This is a genomic window from Flagellimonas flava, from assembly GCF_050617915.1.
Lineage (GTDB): Bacteria > Bacteroidota > Bacteroidia > Flavobacteriales > Flavobacteriaceae > Flagellimonas > Flagellimonas flava_A.
The window spans coordinates 62,513-88,954 of record NZ_JBODQE010000001.1 but is presented as its reverse complement, the minus strand read 5'-3'; the positions used below and the strand labels follow the sequence as shown (position 1 = coordinate 88,954).

At 42.7% G+C, this 26,442-nt stretch carries 27 protein-coding genes; 20 read left to right on the top strand and 7 right to left on the bottom strand.

Annotated elements, in window-relative coordinates; translation table 11 throughout:
* Position 1 precedes the first annotated feature (1 nt).
* A complete protein-coding gene (locus ACRHOZ_RS00405) occupies positions 2-952 on the bottom strand; it encodes an isopenicillin N synthase family dioxygenase (RefSeq protein WP_431121158.1) in 951 nt (316 codons plus the stop codon).
* Positions 953-1,066: 114 nt separating this feature from the next.
* Here ACRHOZ_RS00405 and ACRHOZ_RS00400 point away from each other — a divergent pair, with 114 nt between their 5' ends.
* From ACRHOZ_RS00400 to ACRHOZ_RS00345, 12 genes are all read left to right on the top strand, one after another.
* A complete protein-coding gene (locus ACRHOZ_RS00400; protein WP_431121156.1) occupies positions 1,067-3,043 on the top strand; it encodes an alpha-ketoacid dehydrogenase subunit alpha/beta in 1,977 nt (658 codons plus the stop codon).
* An 86-nt stretch (positions 3,044-3,129) separates the two neighbouring features.
* Positions 3,130-3,615: a lipocalin family protein gene (locus ACRHOZ_RS00395; protein WP_431121154.1), complete on the top strand. Its 486-nt coding sequence runs from the start codon at positions 3,130-3,132 to the stop codon at positions 3,613-3,615.
* Positions 3,616-3,619: 4 nt separating this feature from the next.
* Positions 3,620-4,315 carry an OmpA family protein gene (locus tag ACRHOZ_RS00390; protein WP_431121152.1) on the top strand — a complete coding sequence of 232 codons (696 nt, stop codon included), beginning with the start codon at positions 3,620-3,622 and terminating at the stop codon, positions 4,313-4,315.
* 72 nt (positions 4,316-4,387) lie between these two features.
* Positions 4,388-5,515 (top strand): NAD(P)/FAD-dependent oxidoreductase, encoded by a 1,128-nt coding sequence (locus ACRHOZ_RS00385; RefSeq protein WP_431121150.1) that lies wholly within the window; start codon positions 4,388-4,390, stop codon positions 5,513-5,515.
* Entirely contained in the window at positions 5,515-6,228 is a 714-nt protein-coding gene (locus ACRHOZ_RS00380; RefSeq protein WP_431121148.1) for a methyltransferase domain-containing protein, read from the top strand. The genes ACRHOZ_RS00385 and ACRHOZ_RS00380 overlap by 1 nt, the downstream gene beginning before the upstream one ends.
* A complete protein-coding gene (locus tag ACRHOZ_RS00375) occupies positions 6,228-7,283 on the top strand; it encodes a type III polyketide synthase (RefSeq protein WP_431121146.1) in 1,056 nt (351 codons plus the stop codon). The genes ACRHOZ_RS00380 and ACRHOZ_RS00375 overlap by 1 nt, the downstream gene beginning before the upstream one ends.
* Positions 7,284-7,293: 10 nt before the next feature.
* Positions 7,294-8,076 carry an SDR family oxidoreductase gene (locus ACRHOZ_RS00370; protein ID WP_431121144.1) on the top strand — a complete coding sequence of 261 codons (783 nt, stop codon included), beginning with the start codon at positions 7,294-7,296 and terminating at the stop codon, positions 8,074-8,076.
* 2 nt (positions 8,077-8,078) lie between these two features.
* On the top strand, positions 8,079-8,537 hold the full coding sequence (locus ACRHOZ_RS00365) for a 3-hydroxyacyl-ACP dehydratase FabZ family protein (protein WP_431121142.1): 459 nt from the start codon (positions 8,079-8,081) through the stop codon (positions 8,535-8,537).
* Entirely contained in the window at positions 8,527-9,798 is a 1,272-nt protein-coding gene (locus tag ACRHOZ_RS00360; protein ID WP_431121140.1) for a beta-ketoacyl-[acyl-carrier-protein] synthase family protein, read from the top strand. Before ACRHOZ_RS00365 ends, ACRHOZ_RS00360 begins: the two co-directional genes overlap by 11 nt.
* Before the next feature lie 5 nt (positions 9,799-9,803).
* The gene (locus ACRHOZ_RS00355) at positions 9,804-10,055 is read left to right on the top strand and encodes an acyl carrier protein (protein ID WP_431121138.1); all 252 of its coding nucleotides are present in this window, start codon (positions 9,804-9,806) and stop codon (positions 10,053-10,055) included.
* Between the two features lies 1 nt (position 10,056).
* On the top strand, positions 10,057-10,488 hold the full coding sequence (locus ACRHOZ_RS00350; protein ID WP_431121136.1) for a hypothetical protein: 432 nt from the start codon (positions 10,057-10,059) through the stop codon (positions 10,486-10,488).
* Between the two features lie 383 nt (positions 10,489-10,871).
* Positions 10,872-12,248, top strand: a complete 1,377-nt coding sequence (locus tag ACRHOZ_RS00345; protein ID WP_431121134.1) for a putative metal-binding motif-containing protein — start codon at positions 10,872-10,874, stop codon at positions 12,246-12,248.
* Between the two features lie 208 nt (positions 12,249-12,456).
* On the opposite strand, the gene ACRHOZ_RS00340 is transcribed toward ACRHOZ_RS00345, so the two are convergent.
* Entirely contained in the window at positions 12,457-12,969 is a 513-nt protein-coding gene (locus ACRHOZ_RS00340; RefSeq protein ID WP_431121132.1) for a YceI family protein, read from the bottom strand.
* Positions 12,970-13,163: 194 nt separating this feature from the next.
* Here ACRHOZ_RS00340 and ACRHOZ_RS00335 point away from each other — a divergent pair, with 194 nt between their 5' ends.
* Both ACRHOZ_RS00335 and ACRHOZ_RS00330 read left to right on the top strand, forming a co-directional pair.
* The gene (locus ACRHOZ_RS00335) at positions 13,164-13,493 is read left to right on the top strand and encodes a hypothetical protein (RefSeq protein ID WP_431121130.1); all 330 of its coding nucleotides are present in this window, start codon (positions 13,164-13,166) and stop codon (positions 13,491-13,493) included.
* A gap of 120 nt (positions 13,494-13,613) precedes the next feature.
* Positions 13,614-14,531 (top strand): EamA family transporter, encoded by a 918-nt coding sequence (locus ACRHOZ_RS00330; protein ID WP_431121128.1) that lies wholly within the window; start codon positions 13,614-13,616, stop codon positions 14,529-14,531.
* Here ACRHOZ_RS00330 and ACRHOZ_RS00325 read toward each other — a convergent pair whose 3' ends face one another.
* Positions 14,532-15,107 carry a Crp/Fnr family transcriptional regulator gene (locus tag ACRHOZ_RS00325; RefSeq protein WP_431121126.1) on the bottom strand — a complete coding sequence of 192 codons (576 nt, stop codon included), beginning with the start codon at positions 15,105-15,107 and terminating at the stop codon, positions 14,532-14,534. It abuts the gene before it with no gap.
* A gap of 80 nt (positions 15,108-15,187) precedes the next feature.
* On the opposite strand from ACRHOZ_RS00325, the gene ACRHOZ_RS00320 reads away from it, so the two are divergent.
* Positions 15,188-16,378, top strand: coding sequence for an MFS transporter (locus ACRHOZ_RS00320; RefSeq protein ID WP_431121124.1), 1,191 nt, complete (start codon positions 15,188-15,190; stop codon positions 16,376-16,378).
* Between the two features lie 17 nt (positions 16,379-16,395).
* Here ACRHOZ_RS00320 and ACRHOZ_RS00315 read toward each other — a convergent pair whose 3' ends face one another.
* Entirely contained in the window at positions 16,396-18,624 is a 2,229-nt protein-coding gene (locus ACRHOZ_RS00315) for a DUF5916 domain-containing protein (RefSeq protein ID WP_431121122.1), read from the bottom strand.
* A 112-nt stretch (positions 18,625-18,736) separates the two neighbouring features.
* Between ACRHOZ_RS00315 and ACRHOZ_RS00310 the strand changes: the two genes are divergently transcribed.
* Complete coding sequence (locus ACRHOZ_RS00310) at positions 18,737-19,309, top strand: DUF4251 domain-containing protein (protein WP_431121120.1); 573 nt, start codon at positions 18,737-18,739, stop codon at positions 19,307-19,309.
* 80 nt (positions 19,310-19,389) lie between these two features.
* On the opposite strand, the gene ACRHOZ_RS00305 is transcribed toward ACRHOZ_RS00310, so the two are convergent.
* Positions 19,390-20,124: a LytTR family transcriptional regulator DNA-binding domain-containing protein gene (locus ACRHOZ_RS00305; RefSeq protein WP_431121118.1), complete on the bottom strand. Its 735-nt coding sequence runs from the start codon at positions 20,122-20,124 to the stop codon at positions 19,390-19,392.
* 82 nt (positions 20,125-20,206) lie between these two features.
* A complete protein-coding gene (locus ACRHOZ_RS00300; RefSeq protein WP_431121116.1) occupies positions 20,207-20,716 on the bottom strand; it encodes a hypothetical protein in 510 nt (169 codons plus the stop codon).
* A gap of 384 nt (positions 20,717-21,100) precedes the next feature.
* On the opposite strand from ACRHOZ_RS00300, the gene ACRHOZ_RS00295 reads away from it, so the two are divergent.
* Positions 21,101-22,279 (top strand): PQQ-dependent sugar dehydrogenase, encoded by a 1,179-nt coding sequence (locus tag ACRHOZ_RS00295; RefSeq protein ID WP_431121114.1) that lies wholly within the window; start codon positions 21,101-21,103, stop codon positions 22,277-22,279.
* Between the two features lies 1 nt (position 22,280).
* Positions 22,281-22,946 carry an ion channel gene (locus ACRHOZ_RS00290; RefSeq protein ID WP_431121112.1) on the top strand — a complete coding sequence of 222 codons (666 nt, stop codon included), beginning with the start codon at positions 22,281-22,283 and terminating at the stop codon, positions 22,944-22,946.
* Positions 22,947-22,970: 24 nt separating this feature from the next.
* Here the strand turns inward: ACRHOZ_RS00290 and ACRHOZ_RS00285 are convergent, their stop codons facing one another.
* The gene (locus ACRHOZ_RS00285; protein ID WP_431121110.1) at positions 22,971-23,477 is read right to left on the bottom strand and encodes a hypothetical protein; all 507 of its coding nucleotides are present in this window, start codon (positions 23,475-23,477) and stop codon (positions 22,971-22,973) included.
* A gap of 185 nt (positions 23,478-23,662) precedes the next feature.
* Here ACRHOZ_RS00285 and ACRHOZ_RS00280 point away from each other — a divergent pair, with 185 nt between their 5' ends.
* Together ACRHOZ_RS00280 and ACRHOZ_RS00275 are read left to right on the top strand one after the other, a co-directional pair.
* On the top strand, positions 23,663-24,067 hold the full coding sequence (locus tag ACRHOZ_RS00280) for a MarR family winged helix-turn-helix transcriptional regulator (RefSeq protein ID WP_431121108.1): 405 nt from the start codon (positions 23,663-23,665) through the stop codon (positions 24,065-24,067).
* Positions 24,068-24,112: 45 nt separating this feature from the next.
* Complete coding sequence (locus ACRHOZ_RS00275; protein ID WP_431121106.1) at positions 24,113-26,440, top strand: efflux RND transporter permease subunit; 2,328 nt, start codon at positions 24,113-24,115, stop codon at positions 26,438-26,440.
* The last annotated feature ends 2 nt before the right edge of the window (positions 26,441-26,442 follow it).

Here is a 26,442-nt window from a genome sequence, read left to right as displayed (position 1 = left end):
CTTATTTTTTAACCAGTCCAAGCTCAACAAGCCGTTCATTCAAATATTCCCCTGCGGTGGTGTCCTCAAACCCCTTCGGATGATCATCATCCACACAATGTTCAAGACAGTTTAAGGGCATTTCACTAACGGGATGCATAAAAAATGGAATGGAGTACCGGGAAGATCCCCAAAGTTCCTTAGGAGGATTTACTACTTGATGTATGGTGGATTTAAGTTTGTTATTGGTCAACCTGGAAAGCATATCTCCCACATTGATCATCAATTGGTCGGGTCTGGCAATGGCATCAACCCATTCTCCTTGATGGTTTTGCACTTGTAAGCCTTTTCCATGTGCCCCCATAAGCAATGTTATCAGGTTGATGTCTCCATGGGCTGCAGCTCTAACTGCATTTTTGGGTTCCTCGGTTATAGGTGGGTAGTGAATAGGTCTTAATATCGAATTCCCATTTTTGATCCATTGGTCAAAGTATTTTTCTTCCAAACCTAAGTGAAGCGCCAATGCTCTAAGCACATACCTTGCAGTTTTTTCCAACATTTTATAGGTCTCCTCACCTGTGCTATTGAAATCTGGAAGTTCACTTACGGTAACATTGTCTGGATATTCGGCTTCCAAAGTTGGATTGCCTTCAACATATTGTCCAAAATGCCAGAACTCTTTTAAATCGCCTTCCTTTTTTCCTTTGGCATGTTCCTTCCCAAAGGAGGTATAACCTCTTTGACCTCCAATGCCCGCTATCTCATAGCCATCTTTGACCTCTTGCGGCAATTGGAAGAACTTTTTGATCTGCCCGTATAGCTGTTCCACGAGTTCATCCGAAAGAAAATGACCACTTAGGGCCACAAATCCAATATCTTCAAAAGCGGCACCTATCTCTTTAATAAACTTTTGTTTTCTGGAAGGATCCCCTGATATAAAATCAGAAAGGTCCACACTTGGAATTGCACTCATGACATGAAAATTTAGCTATTTTCAAAAGTAAGGAATATTAGGAAACGATTGGGAATATTTCATGGTCGATGGTGTGCATTTTTATTACATTTATCCCGACTGAATTGAAGCTTTATGAGATACCATATTGGTGGTTTGCCCCAGGAGAAATTACTGGATTTATACAAAGGAATGTTGAAGCCCAGGATGATAGAGGAGAAGATGCTGGTGTTGTTGCGGCAGGGAAAAATATCCAAATGGTTTAGTGGAATTGGCCAGGAAGCAATTTCGGTTGGGGTGACCCAAGCCCTTAATGCTGAAGAGTACATCTTACCAATGCACCGGAATCTTGGGGTCTTTACCTCACGCGGGGTGCCGCTTCATAGACTTTTTGGCCAATGGCAGGGAAAGAAAAGCGGATTTACAAACGGAAGGGATAGAAGCTTTCATTTTGGAACCCAGGAATACAGGATTGTTGGAATGATTTCCCATTTGGGACCACAGTTGGGCGTGGCCGACGGCATAGCCCTGGCAGACATGCTTAGACGTAAAAAGCGAGCTACGGCTGTGTTCACAGGGGAAGGTGCTACCAGTGAAGGTGATTTCCATGAGGCTTTAAATGTTGCCTCCGTTTGGAATCTTCCCGTACTGTTCTGTATCGAAAATAACGGATACGGCTTGTCCACTCCAACCAATGAGCAATACAATTGCAAGGATTTGGTAGATCGGGCCAAAGGCTATGGAATGGAGTCCAGGATAATTGATGGGAACAATATTCTGGAGGTGTACAGCAAGGTGAACGAACTGTGCAATGCCATACGTAAAAGACCGCGACCCATTCTGTTGGAGTTTAAAACCTTTCGTATGCGAGGGCATGAGGAGGCTAGTGGAACCAAGTATGTTCCGGAAAAATTGATGAAGAAGTGGGCCAAAAAAGACCCAATAGCCAATTACGAGGACTTTCTTAAAGAAAAAGGGATTCTGGATGATGCGAAAATAGAGGCATATCGAGCTGAAATTGCCGAGGAAATCAACACCAACCTTCAGAAGGCATATGATGAGCCGTCCATTGAATCTACTCCAACTAAAGAATTAAATAATGTATATCAAAATTTTGATTATAAGCATTATAAGAAAAATGACAATACTGAAAACATTCGCTTTGTGGATGCCGTATCCCAAGGGCTGGAGCAATCCATGGAGAAGTACAATGAATTGATCATTATGGGTCAGGATATTGCTGATTATGGAGGTGTTTTCAAGATTACTGAAGGCTTCACCAAAACCTTTGGAAAACGAAGAGTAAGAAATACGCCCATCTGCGAGTCGGCTATCGTGTCTGCAGCCATGGGACTGTCCATCAATGGGATGAAATCCGTTGTGGAGATGCAATTTGCAGATTTTGTTAGCTCCGGATTCAACCCTATTGTAAACTATCTGGCCAAGGTATATTACCGTTGGGGTCAAAATGCGGATGTGGTGATTAGGATGCCTTGCGGAGCTGGGGTAGGTGCCGGCCCATTTCATTCACAGACCAATGAAGCCTGGTTTACCAAAACTCCGGGATTAAAAGTGGCCTATCCTGCATTTCCCTCTGATGCCAAGGGCTTGTTGGCCACTGCCATAAACGACCCCAATCCTGTGCTGTTTTTTGAGCATAAAGGGCTCTATCGGAGCATTTATGAAGATGTGCCCACGGATTACTACACCCTTCCATTTGGTAAGGCCAACGTATTGAGGAACGGAAAGGATTTAAGCGTGGTCACCTATGGGGCTGGAGTGCACTGGGCACTGGAAATTTTGGAAAAACACCCGGAAATTAATGCAGATGTCATAGATTTGCGTACACTTCAACCTCTGGATGTCGATGCCGTTTATGAATCGGTGAAAAAGACATCAAAACTGATTATTTTACAGGAAGACACTTTATTTGGTGGCATTGCCAGTGACATTGCTGCCATGGTCATGGAAAATTGCTTTGAGTTTTTGGACGCCCCAATCAGGCGGGTGGGTAGTTTGGAAACCCCGGTACCATTTGCGAAGGCATTGGAACAGGAATATTTGCCCAAACAAAGATTTGAAGCAGCACTTTTGGAACTATATGCCTACTGAAATATATGTTTAACATTTTTTTAACAACTTAAAAGAGTCAATACGGTGTCTCAATCGTATATACTCAAAATTAAACTCCTAATCTTATGGTAAGAAAATCATTGATTTTTATGGCATTGGCGGGACTTATGTTCTCGTCATGCTCTGTTTCCAAAAGTGCAAGGACGCAAAGAAATCTCTTTAGCGGTTCCTGGACCTTGGACAACATTTCGTACGAGAACAACTCAGGTAATTTCAAATCCGTCATTTTCAACGACGCTGAGGATATCTGCTTTGAGGGCAGCGACTGGTTTTTTCGGGACAACAACAGTACAGGTCGTTACACCATTTCCCAAAGTAGTCTTTGCCAAGGCGGAGACCGATTTTTTAGATGGTCGGTGGTGGAACCTTCACAAAACTACAGCAGTCAGTTTCAGTTTAAGTTTATTGATGAAAACAGAAAGGACATCTCTGGCGGGGTGGGCTACCGCCTGAACATTGCTAGTCTTTCCGAGCAGGCCATGGTACTTAAGTCCAATGTTTCTGTTGAAGGTGAACTCGTCACCATAGTTTATGAATTCTCAAAAAAATAATCAGATGAAAAATATAATAGTTAGAAGTACCGCCATTATTTTGGCTTTTGGTCTTGTGGTGGGCTGTAATGCAGTCAAAAATGCAAACAACACCCAAAAAGGAGCAGCCATTGGTGCTGCAGGGGGTGCGGTTATTGGTGGAATCATTGGTAATAATGTGGGCAAAAAAGGAAATACGGCATTAGGAGCCATTATTGGGGCCGTTGTTGGAGGAGCTGCTGGGGGTTACATCGGAAACCGAATGGACAGGCAAGCAGAACGTATTGAGGAAGAAATTCCAGGCGCCGAGGTAAAAAGGGTTGGTGAAGGAATCAATGTGACCTTCAATGAAGATGCCGGAGTTTATTTTGATACCAACAAATCTGATGTGAAAGGAACTTCTGCCACTACATTGGATAAATTGGCGGGTATTTTTAAGGAGTATCCCAAATCCATCATTTTGGTGGAAGGACATACAGATAGCGCGGGTAGCGATGAGTACAACTGGAACCTATCCCAGCAAAGAGCGGAATCTGTAACCAATTATTTGGTGAGCAAAGGAATTTCCTCTGGGAGGTTTACCACCAAATGGTATGGGGAAACCCAGCCTCGTGAAAGCAACGAAACTGCTGAAGGCAAAGCCAAAAACCGTAGAGTGGAATTAGCCATCATGGCTAGTGAGGAACTCAAGGAAGAAGCTTATGAAAGCACCAAGAACTAGTATTCTTGCCTAAATAATTTGAATCCCGGCCAATGGTCGGGATTTTTTTTGCAAAAAACCTATCTTCATAAGGTGAAGAACACGGACGTGCTTATCATTGGAGGAGGTGTGGCTGGATTGACCGCTGCAGTTGACTTGGCTTCCAAAGGAATTCAGGTTGTGGTGGTAGAGAAAAAGACCTATCCCAGACACAAGGTCTGTGGGGAATATGTCTCCAATGAGGTGAAACCCTATCTGGAACAATTGGGAATGGATTTTACTGGATTATCCCTCCCAGAAATCACCACCCTTCAGCTGAGTACGCAACGAGGAAAGTCAATTTCCGTGAAATTACCACTAGGCGGATTCGGAGTGAGCAGATACACCCTGGATAATCAATTGTATCAATTGGCCATGAGAAACAAAGTGCAGTTTGTGTTCTCTACGGTTACCGCGGTGGACTTTCAAGGGGATGATTTTGAAGTTTCAATGGCATCAAAGTCTATGATAAAGGCCAAAGTGGTTCTGGGAGCCTTTGGCAAGCGCTCCAATTTGGATGAAAGATTTCAATTGAAGGGCAGGCATCATAAATCCCCATGGCTAGGCGTAAAATGCCATTACCATTATGACGGGCATCCCAAAAACCTTGTTTCCCTCCATAATTTTCAAGGTGGGTACGCTGGTTTATCTCAGGTGGAGGAAGGTGTGCTGAATCTATGTTATTTGGTTCGGTACGATAGCTTCAAAAGGGTGGGGGATATCCATGAATTCAACAGGCAAGTGCTGTGCAGAAATCCATATTTGAAGCAATTTTTGGAAAATGCCAGACCGATTTTTGATTACCCTTTGAGTATTGCGCAGATTTCCTTCGGAAAGAAACTGGCTATTGCTGATCATATGCTGATGTGCGGGGATTCGGCTGGAATGATCCATCCCCTGTGTGGAAATGGTATGGCCATGGCCGTACATGCTGCTAAAATGGCTTCAGAGCAGGTTGTGTATTTTCTTAAAGATCAAATCATTGATAGAAAAATGATGGAAGATGCGTATCAAAAACAATGGGACAAACACTTCAAAAAAAGAATTTGGCTTGGCGGGCAACTGCAAAGAATAATGTTGCATACCGGATGGTTTAATTTTGGAATGCAATCCATCGCCAACTCCAAACCCATGCTGCAAACCCTAATTAAAAGAACTCATGGTAATCCAATTTTAAATTGATGGATTTAACGTTTAGAAGTAGGATGGATGAGCTGATGGATGACCCCAACATGCAATTTAGGCTGCTCCAAAATGCGTATAAGGACATCAATTTTTGCAATAAATGGTTGGGTGGAGAGTCCATTACACTCAATGGTGTTTGGGAATTGGTCAAAAACGATCCCAATAAATCGTATACGATTCTTGATATGGGGTGTGGAGATGGCAATATGCTGTTGAAATTATCCCATTTCCTTAGCAAAAAAGGGGTTTCCCATACAATGAAGGGAATTGATTTAAGGGATGATGTTTTAACCATTGCTCGTAAAAAATGTAAGGGTTTGCCCCATGTTACCTTCCATAAAATGGACATATTAAAGGCAGACTTGGACTTTGAATGTGACATATTGATCAATACCTTGACCATGCATCATTTTGAAGAGGAACGGATTGAGGCCTTCCTGAACAGGTTTGTAGTTTTGGCAAGTATTGGTGTGGTGATTAATGATCTTCAAAGAAGCAAAATATCCTATATGCTGTTCAAGATGTTCAGTTTCATTTTTTTGAGAACCCATGTGGCCAAGCATGATGGTTTGGTTTCCATAAGTAAAGGTTTTAGGAAAGCAGAACTATTGGGATTGGCAAAAAAAATACCGAATGTTTCACACAAGATTCGATGGAAATGGGCATTTCGATATGTATGGGTCATGGATTTCAATCGACATACTGAATAATGGCGGAAGTACGGATTGCAGGAGTTTCAAAACAGTTGCCCAAGTATAGTCGGGATACCTTGGACATAATCCCCTTTGTGGATCAATGGCTGAGCGGTCAAGAGGAAAGGTTTAGAAGAAAGGTCATCAAAATTTTTGAAGGTGCAGGAGTTGATTGTCGATATGGAATAATGGATATTGAGGATGTTTTTACGGCTACTTCCTTTGAGGAGAAAAATGAGATTTATGTAAGGGAGGTCAAAGAATTAGGAGAAAAAGTGCTTCAAAAAGCACTTGCCAAGCTAGCTTGGGAATCTAATTCTCTGGATTTTATTATTACCGTAAGCTGCACGGGAATCATGATTCCGTCATTGGATGCGTATCTGGTCAATGCCTTGGGATTAAGACAGGATATCGTTCGCCTTCCCGTAACTGAAATGGGATGTGCTGCGGGTGTTTCAGGGCTTATTTATGCGGCCAACTTTCTACGGTCCAACCCAGGCAAACGGGCTGCTGTGATTGCAGTTGAGAGTCCAACTGCTACCTTTCAGCTGGATGATTTTTCAATGGCGAACATGGTCAGCGCTGCCATTTTTGGAGATGGTGCTTCTTGTGTATTACTTTCCTCGGAAAAAGAGGGGACTGGCCCCAAAATTTTGGGAGAAGAAATGTACCATTTCAGCAATGCCACACATTTGATGGGCTTTGATTTGACCAATACAGGCTTAAAAATGATCTTGGACCCTGCCGTTCCAGAAGTGATAGCGGAGCACTTTCCAAGTATCATCCATCCGTTCTTGGCCAAATTCAATTCCAACTTGGACAAGGTCAATCATCTGATTTTTCACCCGGGAGGAAAAAAAATAGTGAGTACGGTGGAAGAATTGTTTGGTAAATTGGGGAAGAATATCGACGATACCAGGGAAGTACTTAAAAGTTATGGGAATATGAGCAGCGTCACTGTCCTCTATGTTCTTGAACGATTTCTGAAAAAAGAGTTGGGAGCTGGAGAGCAAGGATTGATATTGAGCTTCGGGCCTGGATTTTCGGCGCAAAGGGTATTGTTGGAATGGTAAACAAAACTAAATGGGAGATTCCGCGAAATGGGCTTTAATTATTGGGGGGAGTAGTGGATTGGGATTGGCCACCGCCCAAAAATTGGCCAGTGAAGGGTTCAACCTAATCCTGATCCATAGGGATAGAAGGGCCAATATGCCTTCCGTTCAAGAGGAGTTCCAATTGATGGTATCCAATGGAGCCACTGTCCATAGTTTTAACAAGGATGCTGTTGATGTTGCCGGTAGGAAGGAGATAGTGGAAGAAATAAAACCCCTGTTGGGAGCTACCAAAATTTCGGTCTTGGTGCATAGCATTGCCAAGGGTAATGTAAAACCCATGTGGGATGCCCAGGACGGTGCATTGTCCAGTAACGATTTTCAATTAACCATGGATGCCATGGCCATAAGCCTATTTGACTGGGTGAAAGTTTTGCACCAAAGCCAAATCTTTGGTCAAGATGTTAGGGTGATTGCCTTTACAAGTGAAGGTAGTACCAGGGCTTTGAAAAACTATGCGGCCGTAGGTGCGGCCAAGGCCGCCTTGGAGTCCATTACCCGTAATATTGCTTTGGAGTTTGCCCCATTTGGGATTAAGGCGAACTGCATCCAAGCTGGAGTAACAGATACTCCTTCGTTAAGGTTGATTCCCAATAGTGAAAAATTAATCCAGGCATCCATACGAAGAAATCCGAACCGAAGGTTAACCACTCCAAAAGATGTGGCCAATGTGACCTATTTGTTGACAACCAAGGAGGCGCAGTGGATTACGGGAACTGTAATCAAGGTTGATGGCGGGGAAAGTTTGCAATAGTTATGACCTATCAAGATATTTTGGACCATCTTCCCTACAGCCCACCTTTTCATTTTGTGGATGAGCTTCAGCATGTAGATTCAAATGGGGTGGAAGGAAGCTGCCTTTTTAAACCCGATTCCTACTTCTATCAGGGTCATTTTAAAGGTAATCCAGTCACTCCTGGAGTTATCCTAACGGAATGCTGCGCACAAATTGGCTTGGTTTGTTTGGGAATCCATCTTATGGGTCAAGAAGGGTTGGATGGCGGATTCAAATCATTACAAGTCGCCTTTTCAAGTTCGGAAATGGAATTTTTGTTGCCAGTTTTCCCTGGAGAAACAGTCAGGGTAATATCAAAAAAGGAATATTTCCGGTTTAACAAGCTCAAATGCAAGGTTCAGATGTTTAATGCCAAGGAAGAAATGGTTTGCAAGGGAACCTTGGCTGGGATGATTAAAATGGCAGAGCATGGCGGTTAGGGTAGTAGTCACAGGAATGGGAGTTTGCGCACCCAACGGAATTGGACTTAAAGCGTTCGGACATGCGCTTCAGAAAGGCGAGAGTGGTATTAGTTTTCATCCGGAGCTGGAAAAACTAAAATTTTCATGTCAAATTGCTGGAAAACCGAATCTTGAATTAACTAATTTAAAGCATTACTTTACTAATGTTCAACTCAAAGGATTGAATGCCTCTGGGGTGGTTTACGGGGTTATGGCAGGGAAGGATGCATGGCAAGATGCTGGGTTGTCCGCAGATGTTGAAACCCCGGATTGGGACAGTGGGATTATTTTCGGTACTGGAATATTGGGCGTTGATAAGTTTCGGGAAGCCATTTATCAGGTGGACGAGGGTAACGTAAGACGATTGGGAAGTACATCCGTAATCCAGACCATGGCGAGCGGAATAAGTGCCTATTTGGGTGGAATGCTGGGATGCGGAAACCAGGTGACCACCAATTCCTCAGCTTGTACCACGGGAACCGAGGCTATACTAATGGGCTATGAACGGATAAAATCCAAAAAAGCAAAGCGAATGCTGGTGGGGAGCTGTAGTGATAGTGGTCCCTATGTTTGGGGCGGCTTTGATGCTATGCGAATCTTACCCAGAAATTACAACGATAGCCCAGAGAAAGCTAGTAGACCCATGAGTGCCACAGCCAGCGGATTCGTGCCCGGGAGTGGAGCGGGGGCATTGGTCTTGGAATCCTTGGAAAGCGCCAATGCTAGAGGCGCCAAAATATTTGGGGAACTTTTGGGCGGTTCCATTAACAGCGGCGGCCAACGAAATGGGGGAACCATGACGGCTCCCAACAGCGAAGCTGTAATTAGATGTATTCGTTCAGCCGTGCAGGAGGCGGGAATAAATTCTGAGCAAATAGATATGATCAACGGGCACTTGACCGCCACGACCAAAGATTCGTTGGAAATCCAGAATTGGAGTAGAGCCTTGGAACGTAGCGGTAAGGATTTCCCCTATGTAAACTCTTTTAAGGGGCTGTTTGGACACTGTTTAGCGGCGGCTGGGAGTATTGAATGCGTGGGCAGTTTGCTCCAATTTGAATCAGGTCAAGTTTTTGGAAACCTGAATTGTGAGGATCTACATCCAGAAATTGAAAAAATTGTGGATCCTTCAAGGATTCCGCAAACAAGCTTGGATGTACAACCGAAAATTATAGCAAAAGCCAGCTTTGGCTTTGGAGATGTCAATGCCTGTATTATTTTTAAATCCCACACTAATTAATGTTTATGGAAAAGGAACACTTTGTAAAACTTAAGGAAATAGTAAGCAATTATCTTCCAGACGATGTTTCTTCGGAAGCAATTCAGCTGGAAAGCAATTTTCTTGAGGAACTGAACATCAATTCTGCCAATCTGGTGGACATTGTTTTGGATGTGGAGGACGCCTTTGACATTATGTTGGAGAACGAGGATATGGACGGAATGCAGACCATGGCTGATGCACAACGTATTATTCAAACCAAATTAGAGGCCAAATAAAATGAAGGAGTTCTGGAATTTTATCTTACAAAAAGTAAATGTGGATAAGCGATTGCTGCTCACGTACTGTGTGGTCTACTTCACTTGGGGCATGGGTATGGACTGGTTTGGGGAGCAAGTGCAAATAGCCAAGTTCACCTATTGGTGGCAAGTAATCACCTGCTATATTCTGTATATGGTTCCCATTTCCTTGATCCTTCGTGGGCTTCCATTTCACATGCAATATGCATATGGATTGGTTGCCATGGGGCTGCTGGAATTTAGCGGGTACGCACTTCAAACTTCATATGCCTATCCCGATAATATTTTGGATCAGCTCTTCAACATTCGCAATTTTAGTTTGGGAATGGCCTTATTCTTTGCGCTCTATTTCCCGCTTGGGAATTGGCTGGTTGGGAAAATTTATCATGCTCTATATCGAAAGGGAAATTAGTCTTTAGTCTCAAGTCTTTGGTCTGTGGTTCTAAGTCCTATTTCCAACAATCCAATTATCCAAAGAATAGTTCAAGCGTCAAGTTCAAGCTAAGGAGTCGCATATTTTGAATCTTAAGTCTTGGTTCTTGAATCTTGGCTCTTGAATCTTGTGGTATTCTTCCAAAAATCTAACCATCCGAGAATCCAACCTCCATTAACCCATTACCTGATAACCAAATCTTACCCCAAATTGCCATCCGTCAATTCAAAACGGGCATCCGTCAATTCTGAACCTTATTATCTCCTCTTCCTATCTACTTTGTCCTAGAATCAATAACGGATAACAATGTTCCAAATTAAAACCGAGATGCTATGAAAAACATTAGCTCAAAATTTCTGACAATGAAGTCAGTTTCCTTTTACCTTTTAATTTTATCCCTTTGTCTTTTCTCCCCAATTTCTTGCGGAAAGGATAAAACGGAAGACCCTAGCTGTACCCAAAAAAAATGGTTCAAGAATTCGGATGGGGATGACCAAGGAGACAAAAACAATTCTATAATGGCCTGCGAGCAGCCCGATGGCTATGTTGACAATGATGATGACCCGGATGACAGTGATCCCAATATTACCTCAGATTGTGATATGGTTACCTATTACCCCGATGAAGATGGGGATGGCTACGGTAAGGACGGAGAAGATGTAATTACTCAATGCTCTGGAGTTGATGCGCCTACCAATTATGTAGCGGATAACACAGACTGTGATGATTCCAATACGGATATCAACCCAGATGAAGAGCTGACAGCCTATAAAGATGCCGATGGGGATGGGTACGGAGACCCAGAAGACTCCAGCACCTTTCCTAGTTGTGAGGTTCCAGAGGATTATAGCTTGGACAATACTGATTGTAATGATACAGATGCGAATAACTACCCGGGGGCGCAATTGCGAATATATGAAGACAGTGACGGGGATGGCTTCGGCAATAATGATGTTTCCTATTTAATTGCAGGTTGTTCCAATTTACCTTTTGATTTTGTGGCCAATAATCTTGACTGTAATGACGATGACGGTGACATTCACCCCGGAGCAGAAGAAACACCAGGAGATGAGATTGATTCCAATTGCGATGGCATTGATGGTACCATTTGGAATGGCCCAGATGTGACCTTCTCCAAAGCTCCTTTTGCAGATTGGACAGATCCCGCCAACCAAGATAAGCTAACAGATAACGTGATTTTAACACGGCAGGATTTTGGAATACCTTATAACTACCAATGGTGGCAGGATACTTTTGGAGTGGATGCCCAAAGAAATGGAGAAGCTTCCAAATCCGACCTCAACGCGCTGTACTTTGGAAATCTTGAAGATGCGGTAAACCAACAATTGATCCAAGAGCAACTGCAAGGAGGGACACAGGGAATTCGTTGGGCTGTTTCACATGGCATCTTTATGGGTATTCCTGGTAAACCATTTACCTATTACAGCTTTCATAATTTAATAACAATGCTGCATGAATATAAGAATGAGTATAATGGTGAAAATATTTTGGGAATTATAAACAATTTTCAAATTATGATTGAGGAATATGGGCATCCTGAGGATCCACCACAACAGTTCCCAGTATCAGGAGGCGATATTACAGATTTGATTGGGCAGACGGTGATGGGATATATTCCTGGAGAAGAGATTTATTTTACGCTAACCTTTACTGGTTTGAGCACAGAAGAAGGTGGAGCAATGTCCTATACGCGTTCTTCTCCTTTTACATTAGATTAAGCCAACCAATCATTTAAACAAAGAGCCTCGGAGTTTTCCGGGGTTTCTTTTTTGCATCAAAGTTTAGTTTTGGGCCTGGTCAATTAAAAATTGAAAATTCAAAATTGAGAATTGCTTTGCTGAAGTTCAAGTTCAAGTTCAAAAGGATATGAGATAAAAATGCTGTAAACCGTTTACTGTAAACTGTAAACTGATTGCTGAAGACTGATTACTCAACCCCCAGTTCCAACCATACCTTCACCAAATTATCCACCCGCTGCTTTTTGATTTTTATCCCATAATCTATAGAATACAACGAAAATGTTCCTACCAGCATTTTGTCCTCTTTCTTGAAAATTACTGATACTGATTTAGTGGTGGACTTAATGGTAAGATTGCCCTTCACCCCCCATTGATTTCCATCCTGAGTGACTTCGGTGCTTTCAAAAGTAATATAGGGATGGTCTTTGGCATCAAAATATTTCCCGCTCCGTAAAGACCAGTTCCGTAAGCCATTATTGGTATCAAGGGTTTTGGATTGTACCCTGCCCTTAAAAACAGAATTTTCAGGATGTTCCCAATCAATTACGGACTCGGATTCAAATCCGGATATGGTGCCTTCCACCCCTTTGGAGACAAACTCAAAACGAATCTCCGCATTTTGAATCTGTTTGGTCTGGCCGTTCAAGAGCATTGCTTGAATGCCGAAGGTCAATACAAAAAGAAAGGGAATCAATCGCATAACAGGCTTTTAGTCTAAAAATAGCAAAAACCTTATCAATGTCATTTGGTTTGGAGTACCAGTTCACTATTAGGTTCCAATCGCTCCCCAATGTTAAATTATGGCAAATTATAAGTGTATAGGCGGAAAAATGTAAGATAATTACTAACTTAATGGTAGCATTTAGATAGGTCTAAAATGGTAAACAAAATGATATGGCAAGCTTGACCAAAAATAGCAAGGATTCCATTCAAGATTTGTTGGTTCGCATGGAACGAAACAACAACATCATCCAACGGCTTACCAAAAAAATTAATTCCTATACCTGCGAACCACGCGATTACACCTGTTTTGAGAAACTCTATGAACTGAAGCAAAGTTTTAAAACCTACGCAGGACAACAAAAAAGGATCATGGACTTGATCAAACAAAAAAGAGGAGAGGCCAAAGGTCTAAAGGCGGATATCCAAATGCATTTGGAGCGTTTCAAAAAGTTGGAGCAGGATATCGCGGCCTATCTCTTGGCCACAGACCAATATTCTTAAAAGCCGTCCCTCCAAAAGCTTTTTTCCACCCAATTTTTCTGGATAAAACTTCTACGAAAATTAGTTTTTCGCTGTCCCAAATAGCTGTAATATTGTAGTACAATTTCCGACCTAGGCGCTATGGGAAAAACTTCTAACACCACCCTGATCATACTTGCTTTTTTTGCAATTTATGTCATCTGGGGTTCCACCTACATGCTCAATAAGATGGCAGTAATGGAGATTCCCCCATTTATGTTGGCAGCTTATCGTTTTGTGGTGGCGGGACTCCTCATTTTTGGAATCGCACGACTTATGGGCATTTCCGTGGCCATTACCAAAAAGCAGTTGAGGAATACCATAATTGCAGGTTTTCTCTTTTTGGGCATTGGGAACGGAGTAGTGGTCTGGGCACTTCGTTACGTAGATTCTGGATTTGCCGCCTTGGAAATCTCCGCCCAACCTTTGGTTGTTTTGATTTTGATGCGCTTATTGCAAGGCAAAAAGATTAAACCCATGTCGGTCGTGGGCGTAGTGCTTGGCGTATTGGGGATTTATCTATTGGTGAGCCAAAAGGAGGTGATAACCAAAGAAGGCTCCGTAATGGGCATGATAGCCATTTTTGCGGGAATGCTGAGTTGGGCCTACGGCAGTCTGTTTGTAGGCAAAGCTGATTTACCTACCAGTTATTTTGTGAATACGGGATACCAGATGCTTATGGGAGGATTCATTTTGGCCCTTATGAGTTTGGGACTGGGAGAAACATGGACATCTCCACTGGTTTGGAGCGGCGAGGTGCAACTGGCCATGGTGTTATTGGTTATATTTGGTAGTATCGTAGCCTTTACCTCATTTAATTATTTGCTGAAGTCGGTCTCTCCTGAAAAAGTGGCCACCTCCACCTATGTAAATCCCATTGTGGCCTTGCTTTTGGGCTGGTATTTTCTGAATGAACAGATCAGTGTGCAATCGGTGTTGGCCGCTGCCATTTTGCTTACGGGCGTTTATTTTATCAATACCAAAAAGACCTTGGCGATTTTTGAGCGCTTTAAACGCTAGTTAAAAGAAATCTGATTTTTCCTTGAGCTCTTTTAATGCCCTGTTCAAACTTCTTGGGGTGATGCCAATATAATTGGCGATGTCCTTTTTCGAAATCACTTCCGTAAACTCAGGAAAAAGTTGCTTTAATCTAATCAGGTTGTCCTCAATCGGATAAGAGTGTTGATAGGAATGTCTCGGAGCCTTAAATCGTATTTTGTTGGCCAGGGCTTTCATGATCAATTGGTTGAACTTCGGGTCGGTATCCAACAATGTATGATAGACGCTATGGGGGAGTGCATAGGTCTTTAGTGCAGTAATGGATTCCACCGAACAGATGGTAGTATGGTTGTCAAAAACTTCCAGTTCCCCAAACTCCATGCCTTCGCCCAAAAACTCCTGGATAAACTCCTTGCCATTTTCATCCGAAATATAACATTTGGCAATGCCCTCACGAATCAGGTGGACTTTTCCATACCTACGGTCTTGCTCAATGATCACCTCTTTAGGGCCAAAATCCTCTTTTAGTATTTGGCTACCTTCCAAGGCCCATAAACTTTCAATATAGTTTGCTAACTCAGGATTGGTTCGAATCATTTTGCAAAGGGGACAAATGTCCTTTTAGTTGATAATAGCAAGATTTTTCTTTGCATTAAAATTAGGAATAAGCTATCGCGATGACAACAGCAAAGGGAGAATTAATCCTCAAAAAACAATCCTTGTACAACCCAAAATTCATCTTGGTTTGTTTGGGCTCCCTGTTTTTTTCGGCAAGCTACAACATGTTGATTCCAGAGCTCCCGTCATATCTGAGCGACTTGGGCGGAGCCCAATATATTGGATTGATTATTGCCCTTTTTACGCTTACCGCGGGATTGTCCAGACCGTTTAGTGGAAAGCTCACAGACACTATTGGCCGAAAACCCGTGATGTTAGTTGGAGCTTTGGTCTGTGTGGTTTGTGGAGGTCTTTATCCTGTTTTGACCACGGTGTACGGATTCCTTTTGCTTCGTCTTTTTCACGGTTTCTCAACTGGATTTACACCCACTGCGGCATCCACCTATGTCTCTGATGTTGTTCCTCCCAATAGACTGGGGGAGGCCATGGGAATACAAGGCATTGCTTTTAGTACGGGTTTGGCGTTGGGGCCGGCCTTGGGTAGTTTGATCAAACTCCATTTCTCGTATGAAATCCTTTTTTATAGTTCTTCGGTAATGGCGTTTTTAGCCTCTTTGCTCATTTTAAATTTGGGCGAAACCTTATCCGTTAAACAAAAGTTTAGCCCTATACTTCTACGTATTTCCAAACAGGATATTTTGGCTAAGGAAGCATTTCCGGCGGCCCTAGTTACCTTTCTGGCATATGTAGCCTTTGGAGTAATACTCACCCTGATCCCCGATTGGACCGAGCTGATTGGTTTTGCGAACAAGGGTGTTTTCTTTATCGTGTTCACTTTGACTTCGCTTTTGGTCAGGGTCATCGCTGGGAAACTATCCGACCGCTACGGAAGAATCAAAGTTATCCTGCTGGGTTTAATATTGCTATGCATCGCCTTGGTCATGATTGGCGCGATGAAATCCACCACAGGCTTTCTGGTAGGCGCTGGAATCTACGGTCTCGGGATGGGCATTGTATCTCCCGGAATCAACGCATGGACCATAGATTTGAGTTTGCCGGGGCAAAAAGGAAAAGCCATTGCCACCATGTTCATCGCCTTGGAGGCGGGCATTGGTCTTGGAGCCTTACTTTCAGGATGGTATTACCATGAAATTCCAGACCGAATCCCAATTACCCTTTACGTTTGTGCAGGATTGGCATTTTTGGGAATCCTTTATCTCCTTTTGCGAATGCGGAGTAGAAACCGCTAAGTACGGCTTGAATTTTCCTAATTCAATATGTCAAATCGGTGGGTATATTTTACCGTCACAACCTGATTGTTCAAAAGGTCGATATCATTATCATCCTTAACAATATTGAACACGACAAAAAGACCTGTATTGGCATTCTGTAACCATCCAAAACGTGCATTTACCGAAGTTATTTCTGAAACATTGTTCCGCTGGATCAAGCTTTGGAGGAATATTCTGGGCGTAAAGGAGTAGGAGAGACGTAACCCACCCACCAAGGCAGTGAAATCCCCAGTGTCCAGTTGAATATCACTATGGCTAAATGTCAAGGAGGAAACAAAACGGTCTCCAATTCTATAATTGGCCGTACCACTATTGGTAATCCTATCACCATTAAAATAACCTCCTATAAAAGTCCTGGAACTCAAGGAAAATGCGTTATTGGGATTGGTAATCAATACCAGCTGCAATTCCTCGTTTTTGTAATTCCCAATAGGAACTGTGACATTGGAGAGGGTGAATTCCTGCAATACTCTTTCAGTGGTAAAATTGATTCCTGTATGCACTTCAAACCCACTTTTAAATTCCCAGTGGTTGTCCACATGTAAGAAACCAGTAATCAATTGGTCATCAAAATTCCAATAGCCACGATACGACACATGAGGGCGTATTTCCAGAAGATTGCCCATGTTTTTTAATCGCTGGGCTTTCCAAATCAAAAACTCTGGTTTACGGAAGGCGGTACGCTGTAAAAAACCAACTTCGGGATTAAACCCCTCACCAACCTCGGTGTAACCTGCTCGTAAATCCCAACCGTTCCAATTGTAGTTAGCCAGTAGTTTGAATGCATGATCGTTTTCCTCAATACCCGGGGTGGAACTTTTGGCCACAAATCCGGTGACCTCGGCTTTGTTTCCAATGCCCCATTTACCATCCATGGCAAAGACTCTGTTGTAATCATCGTCCATGGATCCCAATCCAGCGCGGTTGATGAAAATACCTCCCAAGGAAGAGCGTGTCCCTTGAAAATCATGGTTGACACGCCCAACTGTATAATTATTTTTCTCTATGCCTGCAGCTTCAACATCATCAGTAAACATGCTTAAGAAGCCAACGTTGGTCTGACCCACTTTTCCAGATAATCTGGCCCCGCCAATAATCGGAACCAAATCCCCGGCATTACCAATGCCTATTCTACGGCTAAAGAACAAATCTACTTCTCCAGGACTTCCCACACTAAATTGCCCTGCGTTCTCCAAGAAAAAAGCTCTTTTTTCTGGAAAGAACAGATTGAAGCGGTCCAGATTCACTTGCTGGTCATCTACCTCCACTTGGGCAAAGTCCGTATTGTAGGTAAGGTCCAACGTTAAACTAGGGGTGATGCTGTATTTGATATCCGCCCCAGCCTCAAAATTGGTATCTGTTTCACTGGGATCTACCGCTTTGTTATTGGACACCTGACCCAAAACATAGGGAATAAGCTTCAGGTTACCTGGATTTTTCAAGCTGAGACCCGTAAGTTTACCTGCGAGGGAGAGTCTTTTCATATCAAAGCCAAGCGGCAGGGATGTCCAATAGGCAGTTTCGGTATTCTTACTTATGTTCCTTCTAAAATTTAATCCCCAAGTCTTGTTGTTACCGGAGGCAAATCGAAGGGATCTAAGGGGAATGGCAAATTCGGCGCTCCAACCATAATCCCCAATTTGAGTTCTAACGGTCCACGAGGCATCCCAGTTAATATTGGTTCCCCCAATAACACCTCCTTGCTGGCGGTTGGCATTGAAGTTACCCTTACCCTCGTTGTCAATTTGCGCGTCATACTCCATACCTTGCGCATTGGTTCCGAACAAAAAGCCGTTCTGACGATCATGATAGGTGTCAATGATAAACAAAAAGCTGTCTTCGTCGTTTAGGTCGGCATCCCTTCTGGAATCAGATACCACTATTTTTTCCGGTTCCGAATCATAACAGACCACGGCCACATAAAATGTGCTTTTACTGTAGGCCACGCGAATGACTGTTTTCTCGGAAACTGGTTGTCCATAGTTGGGCCTTAATTGAATTAAATTGTCTATGGCCGGAACCATTTGCCAAATGGGATCATTGATGATTTCCCCGTCCACAACTGGATCTTGCGCCAAATTAAATGCCCGGAACTCTGGCCTATCACCAAGAGAGTCCAAAGGTTGGGTCGTTTGAGCAGAAACAGGGGAAAAAGACAGGAAGGTCAAAAAAAGTACAAAGACTTTTGAACATTTAGGGTTCATAAAATGAGGTCTGGTTGAAAGTAAATATACCGCTAATCTTGGAATAATTTTTGCGAACTATTGAAATAAGAAATTGTATTCGTATCTTATTGAATGATAAAAAGTTGAGAAGATGAAAATGATAAAAAATGTAGTTGGGAGCCTCTTCGTAATTCTATTATTGGGTTGTGGTGCCACTAACAAAACGGTGCAGGTCAGCGAGGCAGATAAACTGGCCTTGCAAGAATTGGTGGAAAATGGAAGATTGGAGTTCAGAGCCGAATGGGCGCGACCTTTGTTGACCAATACTATGGCCAGTATTGCCAACTCGGGTTTGTTGGCACCAGGGAATACCGCGGGCCAAATCAATCTTTTGGGAAGCCCGGCCTATTTGAGAGTAGTAGGGGATAGCGTATCTGCTTATTTACCGTATTATGGTGAGCGGAACATGGTCACAGGATACGGCAACACCAACAATGCCATTCAGTTTAATGGACCTGCCAAGGATTTAGAACTTGTTGAAGATTCCAAGACACAAGGTTACAGCCTCAACTTCACTGTGGACAATGATACGGAATCCTATACCGTGTTTGCCAAGATTTTTCCAGGAATGGCCGGGACCGTCAACGTGAATAGCACCCATAGACAGACCATTACGTATACAGGAGAAGTTTCGGCCCTTGATGAAGAAGCTGCACTGAATTAAAAGTGCAAGAAATTAAAGTGGTACTTTATTTGTCCGATTAGAACTTTGGACGAATGGGTTTTCTTTGGCCATAACTGAACTTACCAGGCTATGGGTTTGAAGGACTGCCCAATTTTTAGTCTTTTTCCTGATTTTAACACCAGAAATTCATCCCGTTTGTCTTTTTCCGTAGCACTGATCTCATTCCGATTCACCATGTACTTCCGGTGAATTCGGATAAACTCAGGCTCCAATTGTTCTGCCAACGACACCAATCGCTCCCTTTTGATAAAGGAATCTGTTTCGGTGTAAAAATTCAAATAATGTCCCTCAGCCTCAATCCAGTGTACAAGAGACAAGGTCATGGTAATCTTTTTGCGCCCTTTGTATACTGTAATGGTTTTGGTATCTGACTTGGAAAACTGAACAAAGAAGGCAGCTCCCATTATCAATATCAAATGGTAAAGAGCCTCACGACCAAAGTAGTAGCGGGCGTATTCCCCGTCCAAAAAGTGGTCAAAATAACCCAGACTGTGAAGTATCACATTGGAAACCAGATAAAACAGCCCCAATATACCCAATGCTGAAAGGATAATAAGGAGCCAATACCCTTTGCTAAATCTGTTCTTTAAGTAGCGCTGCAAGCGAACTGTAAGTATGATTACCGGAATAAATAGGATAATGGAAACCAAAAGATAAACTACGGAAATCCAAACACTGTAACTACTGTGATTGCGATACCGAATAAAGTTTTGGAGCAAGGTGAGCGCAAACATGACAATTAAAATGCCAATGGAAATCACGTAAAACTTTTTTTCACTCCATTTGATTTGCATATCCAATGCTAAAGGGTAAAAGGTTCTTCAACAAAGATAAATAAACCTTGTTGCGACATATTATATGGGCCTGCTTTGGATTTTAGTTAAAGATTCCCTTGAACATTTTTTCCGTCAAACCTTTGGACTGCAACCATTCGGCCAGTTCCATTTGTTTACCAACTTCGGCATGGTGAAGTAGCGTAAACCCATGAGGTCCCGGTGCTCTCAATAGATGGGGATGATCGGCAATCATTTTCTTTACAAAATCGTCATATCCAAGAAAGGCGTAGTTAAAGATATCCAATCGAGCTCCCTTGGATACCAAGTAATCCACAATATCCCTTCTTCCCATATGGCTGGCACCCCCAACGGCCGTTTCAAAATCCCCTTTGATGAACTGATTGGCACAGTTAAGCAATAGGGGATGTTTCTCAAGTATCTTTTGGGTCTCCTCCAAACTCCTATGGGCGGCGAATACAAATTCAGTAATTAGTTCTTCCCCGAAGAGTTCTTTTTGGCCCTGCTTTGAGGAAGGCAACATTGCAGTGGGGCTTAGGGCAATAGCACCGCCCAAGACTAAATTTCTTTTGAGAAACGTTTTTCTGTCCATTGTTTTTGTTTTTGATGAATACGCAAAAGACCAGCAATTTTTGGGGATTCCGGACAGGAAATTGGGGATTTGTCCTGAAATTGTTTGTGACTGTCATGAAATCGACAACCGCTCATGGAGTTTTGTAAGGATTTTATACCGACTGCGCCTTAATAGTTGTAAAACCAAAAACCACTTTATTGATACCATGAATTTTATGTATTTTCGGGAACATTCAGCGACAAATGTTTAAAATCACGGTTAATAGTTGGAAAGGCTTCTAATTGCTAATCTAGGATGTACAGAACGGTATGTGTAATTCAATAACGGTGCCTTTGATGTTGAGATAATCTGAAGCAAATAGTTACAAAAGCATTAAATCATAAACCTATATCAATCAGAAAAATGAGACCAATAAAAATGATGGTTTTTATGCTAGGCCTTCTGGTCATGGCATGCAATGGTAAAAAGGAAAAAGAAGAAGTAAAAGAAGAGGCCAGGATTGAACCCAAAGAGCGAGTTCATCCGACCAGTCTCCCATTGGATAGCCTAAATCTGCCGGAAGGATTCAAGATAGAGGTTTACGCCGAAGGGGTGGATGGCGCCCGTTCCATGGCCATGGGAGATGATGGAACGCTGTTTGTGAGTACGCGCAATGACAAAACCGTGTATGCGCTTCAAGACCTGGATGGTGATTTCTGGGCGGAAAATGTCAAAGTGTTGGACTCCACTTTGGAAGTGCCCAACGGTATCGCGTTTAAGGATGGGGATTTATATGTTGCTGAGGTGAATCGTTTACTGAAGTATAATGATATTGAACAAAATTTGGACAGTTTACCCGACCCCGAGGTTATTTACGATGACTATCCAACGGAATTCCATCATGGTTGGAAGTACATTGCTTTTGGCCCAGATGGCAAGCTCTATGTTCCCGTAGGCGCACCTTGCAATATTTGTGATAGAACTGACGAAGATGAAAGATTCAACACCATTACCCGCATGGATCCCGACGGTAGCAATCGTGAAATTTATGCCAAAGGCGTAAGAAATACGGTTGGATTTACCTGGCATCCAGAAACCAAAGATCTCTGGTTCACGGATAATGGTCGGGATATGATGGGAGATGACGTTCCTCCTTGCGAGCTCAACCGGGCCTCGGCAATAGGTCAACATTTTGGATATCCCCATTGCCATGGAGGAATTATTTCCGACCCTGAATTTGGAGAGGGGCACCCTTGCGCTGATTTTGTGGCACCGGTACAGCCCTTGGGAGCCCATGTGGCTCCATTGGGGGTTAAGTTTAATACAGGGGACATGTTTCCGAGTCAGTATAAAGGGCAGGTTTTTATGGCAGAACATGGGTCGTGGAACCGCTCTTCCAAAGTGGGGTACCGTATAACCATGGTCACCCTTAATGGAAACGAAGCAGTAAGCTATGAACCTTTCATTGATGGCTGGTTAAACGATGATACCCAAGATCAATTTGGGAGACCAGTGGATTTACTATTCTTGGAGGATGGTTCCCTGCTGATATCGGATGACTTTGGAGATGCCATTTATCGCGTATCTTATGTAGGCGTTTAGTATGATCAAAAAATGGTACAAGTTTAGGTTCGAGATTTTTCTCACCACCCAATTGGCAATTCTTTTTGGGTCCTTGTTCTTTCCTGAGAACTTTTTTGAATTCACTCTGCTACCATTGTTGTATTTGATGGGGATTTTGGCAGGGATTCTCATGATATCCAAAAGGAAGAAGCTCACCTGGTTTTTTATCCTTCTTTTTGCTGCATCCGCCTTTATTTTTGGCAGCTCCATGATTTATAGACAAGAATCACAAGGGGATATCCTGGTTCGCCTGATGATATATTTTGTTTTCTACATTGTGGTAAGTTGGAATGTGATCCAACAGGTTTGGAAGGCCAAATTGGTAAGTAGAAAGGTTATCATTGGCTTGATGAGCGGTTATATCTCTCTTGGATTTCTTGCATTCTTTCTTTTTATGGCCATAGAATTGACCCACCCAGGAGCATTTCAAGGGATCTTACTTGAAAATCAACAGATAGCCATTAAAAGTGAAGCTATCCTATATTATGCATATATCACTTTGATGACCATTGGATATGGTGAGATTGTTCCGGCCATTCCCATTGCACAAAAAGCAGCCATGTTGGTTGGGTTGATGGGACAGTTCTATTTGGTCATTGTTACTGCGGTAGTGGTGGAGAAGTACATCAAACACTCCCAAAAATAGTATTGGACCAAAAGTTAAGTGTGCTTAGTTGGGTAGATTCAAATCCTTCATTTTACCATAAAACTTTTGTGTTTTGCCCTCCAAGACTTCCAGAAAAATGTGGTTGAGCTTGGATCTTCGCTTAACCGGAACGGTTTCTACAATATAGGACTGATTGTCTCCACTGAATTTGTATTTTGCCACTCCCCAAGAGCCAGTTTTTTCAATTTCTCCATTGTAGAGAACTATATCCGGCTTTTCCAGAGGCGTCTTGGGCTGCATCCAACTGGCATACCGCAACTTTCCTTCCTGGGTTTGGTCAATTCTAATGGTGTATTTGTCATTTGAGGAATGGATTACATTTTGCACAGTCTCGACATACATTTTGATCAGCTCGGCATTGGACTGGTTTGTGTTGATCGCTTCTAACAATTTTTGTTCGGTTGCTACAAGTTTGCGTTGCGTGTCCACCAGTTTTTGCTGTGTCTCTTGATCTGAACAAGAAAAGATTGTGAAAAGTACGAGGAACAATGGAATGGGACCTACTTTCATAACTAATAAATAATTTAATGTTGATAAAGTAGCATCAAACTACATGGTGTTAGGAATAATAGCTGAACTGAATTGACGGATGGGCGGTTTGGATTGACCAATGAGGAATAAATAGGTTGGAACAGCAGATGTTATTAAAAAGTTAAAAGTAGTATATGCAACATATAAATCTGTATATTTGCCCCATGAAGTATGATTATAGCGAATGTATTGGATCAAGGCTAAGAAAGATATCTAGAATGGTAGATACCCATTTCAGGCAGCACCTTGTGGACTTTGAGATTACCGAAAACCAGATGACGATATTGTTTGCCATGAGTAAAATGAAGAAAGTGGAGCAGGGCAGGATTGGAAAATATCTTTATTTGGAAAAATCCACAGTCAGTAGAAATATAAAGCTGTTGGAAAAAAGGGGATTCGTGTCGCGTAGTTCTGATTATAGACCCACTGTGGAGCTTACGGATAAAGGTTACAAAATGGTAGAGAAACTAACACCGGTTTGGCTCGGTATTATGGACGAGTTGGTTGGGGTATTGGGTAGTTCTGGATTGGACGGGCTTAGGAATTTGGAAACCAAAATGAGAACATAAATTTTTTAATTATAAAGTTGTATATACTACATTAAAACCATCAAAATGAAAACAAAAAGGGCACAAGCATTTTTTAATTGGGTTACATCGCACTACAAACCCATTCTAATCTTCAGCTTTGCGGCGTTCGTTGTTTCCGTGGTCTCTTTACCCAAGTTGACCAAGGACACCCGCTACGAAGCTTTTTTACCACCACAGGATTCCGTATTGATTCAGCGTAACGCCATCAAGGAAACCTTTGGTTTAAAAGACCCCATGGTCATTGCAGTCAAAAACGACCATGGAATATTCAATCCAACCTCTCTTGGAATTGTGGATGACCTCAGCGAAAAGCTAAAGAAAATCCCTGGCATTGATCCCGACCAGGTGCGGAGTCTATCCACAGAAAACAATGTGGTGGGAACAGACTTTGGAATCTTGGTGGAGCCGTTCTTTGAATCCGAGGAACTTAACGACTCCAATGCCAAAGCTGCTTCCCAAGCCATAGACAATTTTGAATTGTATAAGGGCAGTCTGGTTTCCAAGGATAAAACCACCACTTTGGTCATTGCTGAGATGTTGGACAGTTATGACCTAAAACAGCATGAAGTGTACAATTCCCTCCAGGCACTACTGGCGGACTACCAGCACGACAACCATGACTTTTACTTGGCAGGGGAAGGCGCGGTAAGCGGTTACCTTATCAAATACATTGATGAAGATGCGATGCGCACCAATCCCTTTGCGGGTTTGGTCATTGCCTTCATCCTCATTTTTGCCTACAGAACGGTTAGGGGAGTGGTTATTCCAAATCTAATGGTCCTGGCCTCAGTTGGAATTGCATTGGGGTTGATGGCCTTTTTTGGAGTGGACTTCTATGTCATCACCAACGGACTGCCCGTGGTCCTTATAGCCATTGCCGTAGCGGATGGTATCCACATTATGGGAGAGTATTATGAATTGGCGGCCAAACATCCAGGATTGAGTCAAAAGGAATTGGTGGTCAACACCATGTTGAGCATGTGGAGACCCATTACCATTACCTCCATTACCACCATTGCTGGGTTTATGTCTATTGTTTTTTCTTCCTACATGCCTCCAATGGCTTTCTTTGGTGTGTTTGGTGGAATTGGGGTGGCAACAGCACTTGTATACGCATTGTTTATGATTCCATCAGCCTTAATGCTATTAAAACCACAAAAAAGCAAGGCGTTTAAATCCGCCAACACCATTGACGGCTTTGGCAAATTGATGACGGGATTGGGAAATTTTGTGTATAAGAGGCCTAGAGCCATACTTGTATCTGCATTATTGATTGTTGCCTTGGGAATTTTTGGTGCGCTAAAGCTTAAAGTAAATGAAGATAGAATCGCCAATTTCCAAAGTACCGAACCCATTGTTCAGGCGGACGCGGTTATTAATTCCAAAACTGAAGGCACAAGTTATTTGGACGTTTTGATTGAGACCCCGGAAACGGAGGACATTTTTAAACCCCATAATCTCAAAAAAATCGAGGCCTTGCAGCGTCATGTGGAAACGTTGCCCAAAGTACAGGGAAGTACTTCAATTGTTGATTTCGTTAAAAAGATGCATCAATCTGTAAATGAGGACAATGTGCATTATTATACTATCCCTGATAACGAAGCGCTGATCAGTCAGTTTTTCCTTTTATATTCTGCTAGCGGGGATCCAACCGACTTTGATAATTATGTGGATTATGATTACCGTCTGGCCAATGTTAGATTCCGAATAAACTCTGGGGAATACCTGGATGAAAAGATAATCGTGGAGAAAACGCAAGATTATCTGGACGCAAATTTCAACACACCCACCATCAAGGCAACCCAAAGTGGGAAAGTGGCCCTTGATGTACACTGGATAGGCAAATTGGGACAAAACCACTTTACTGGGGCTATAGTTGCGCTGCTGGTTGTTCTAATTGTCGCTGCATTGAGCTTTCGTTCCATGGCGGGGGGTGTACTTACCATTGTGCCTGTATTGATTTCGGTATTGTTCATCTACACCGTCATGGGCGTGCTCGATATATGGTTGGCCGTAGGTACTTCCATGTTCGCTGCCATTGCCATTGGAGTAGGGGTCGATTTTGCAGTACACACTGTAGACCGATTTAAATATCTCTTAGCCGAAAAAGGACTTTCCCTACATCAGGCATTTCAGGAATTCTTTAAATCAGCGGGGAGGGCCCTATTGTTCAACTTTTTGGCACTGACCCTCGGTTTTGGTGTGCTCATGACCAGCGCGGTACCACCATTGAACCGATTTGGCTTCTTAGTGGCCGTGGCCGTTATGGTCAGCTTCATTGGTAGCATGACCATCTTACCTGCCATCATTCTATTGGCAAAACCAAAATTTTTCATCACACATAAAAATTAAAC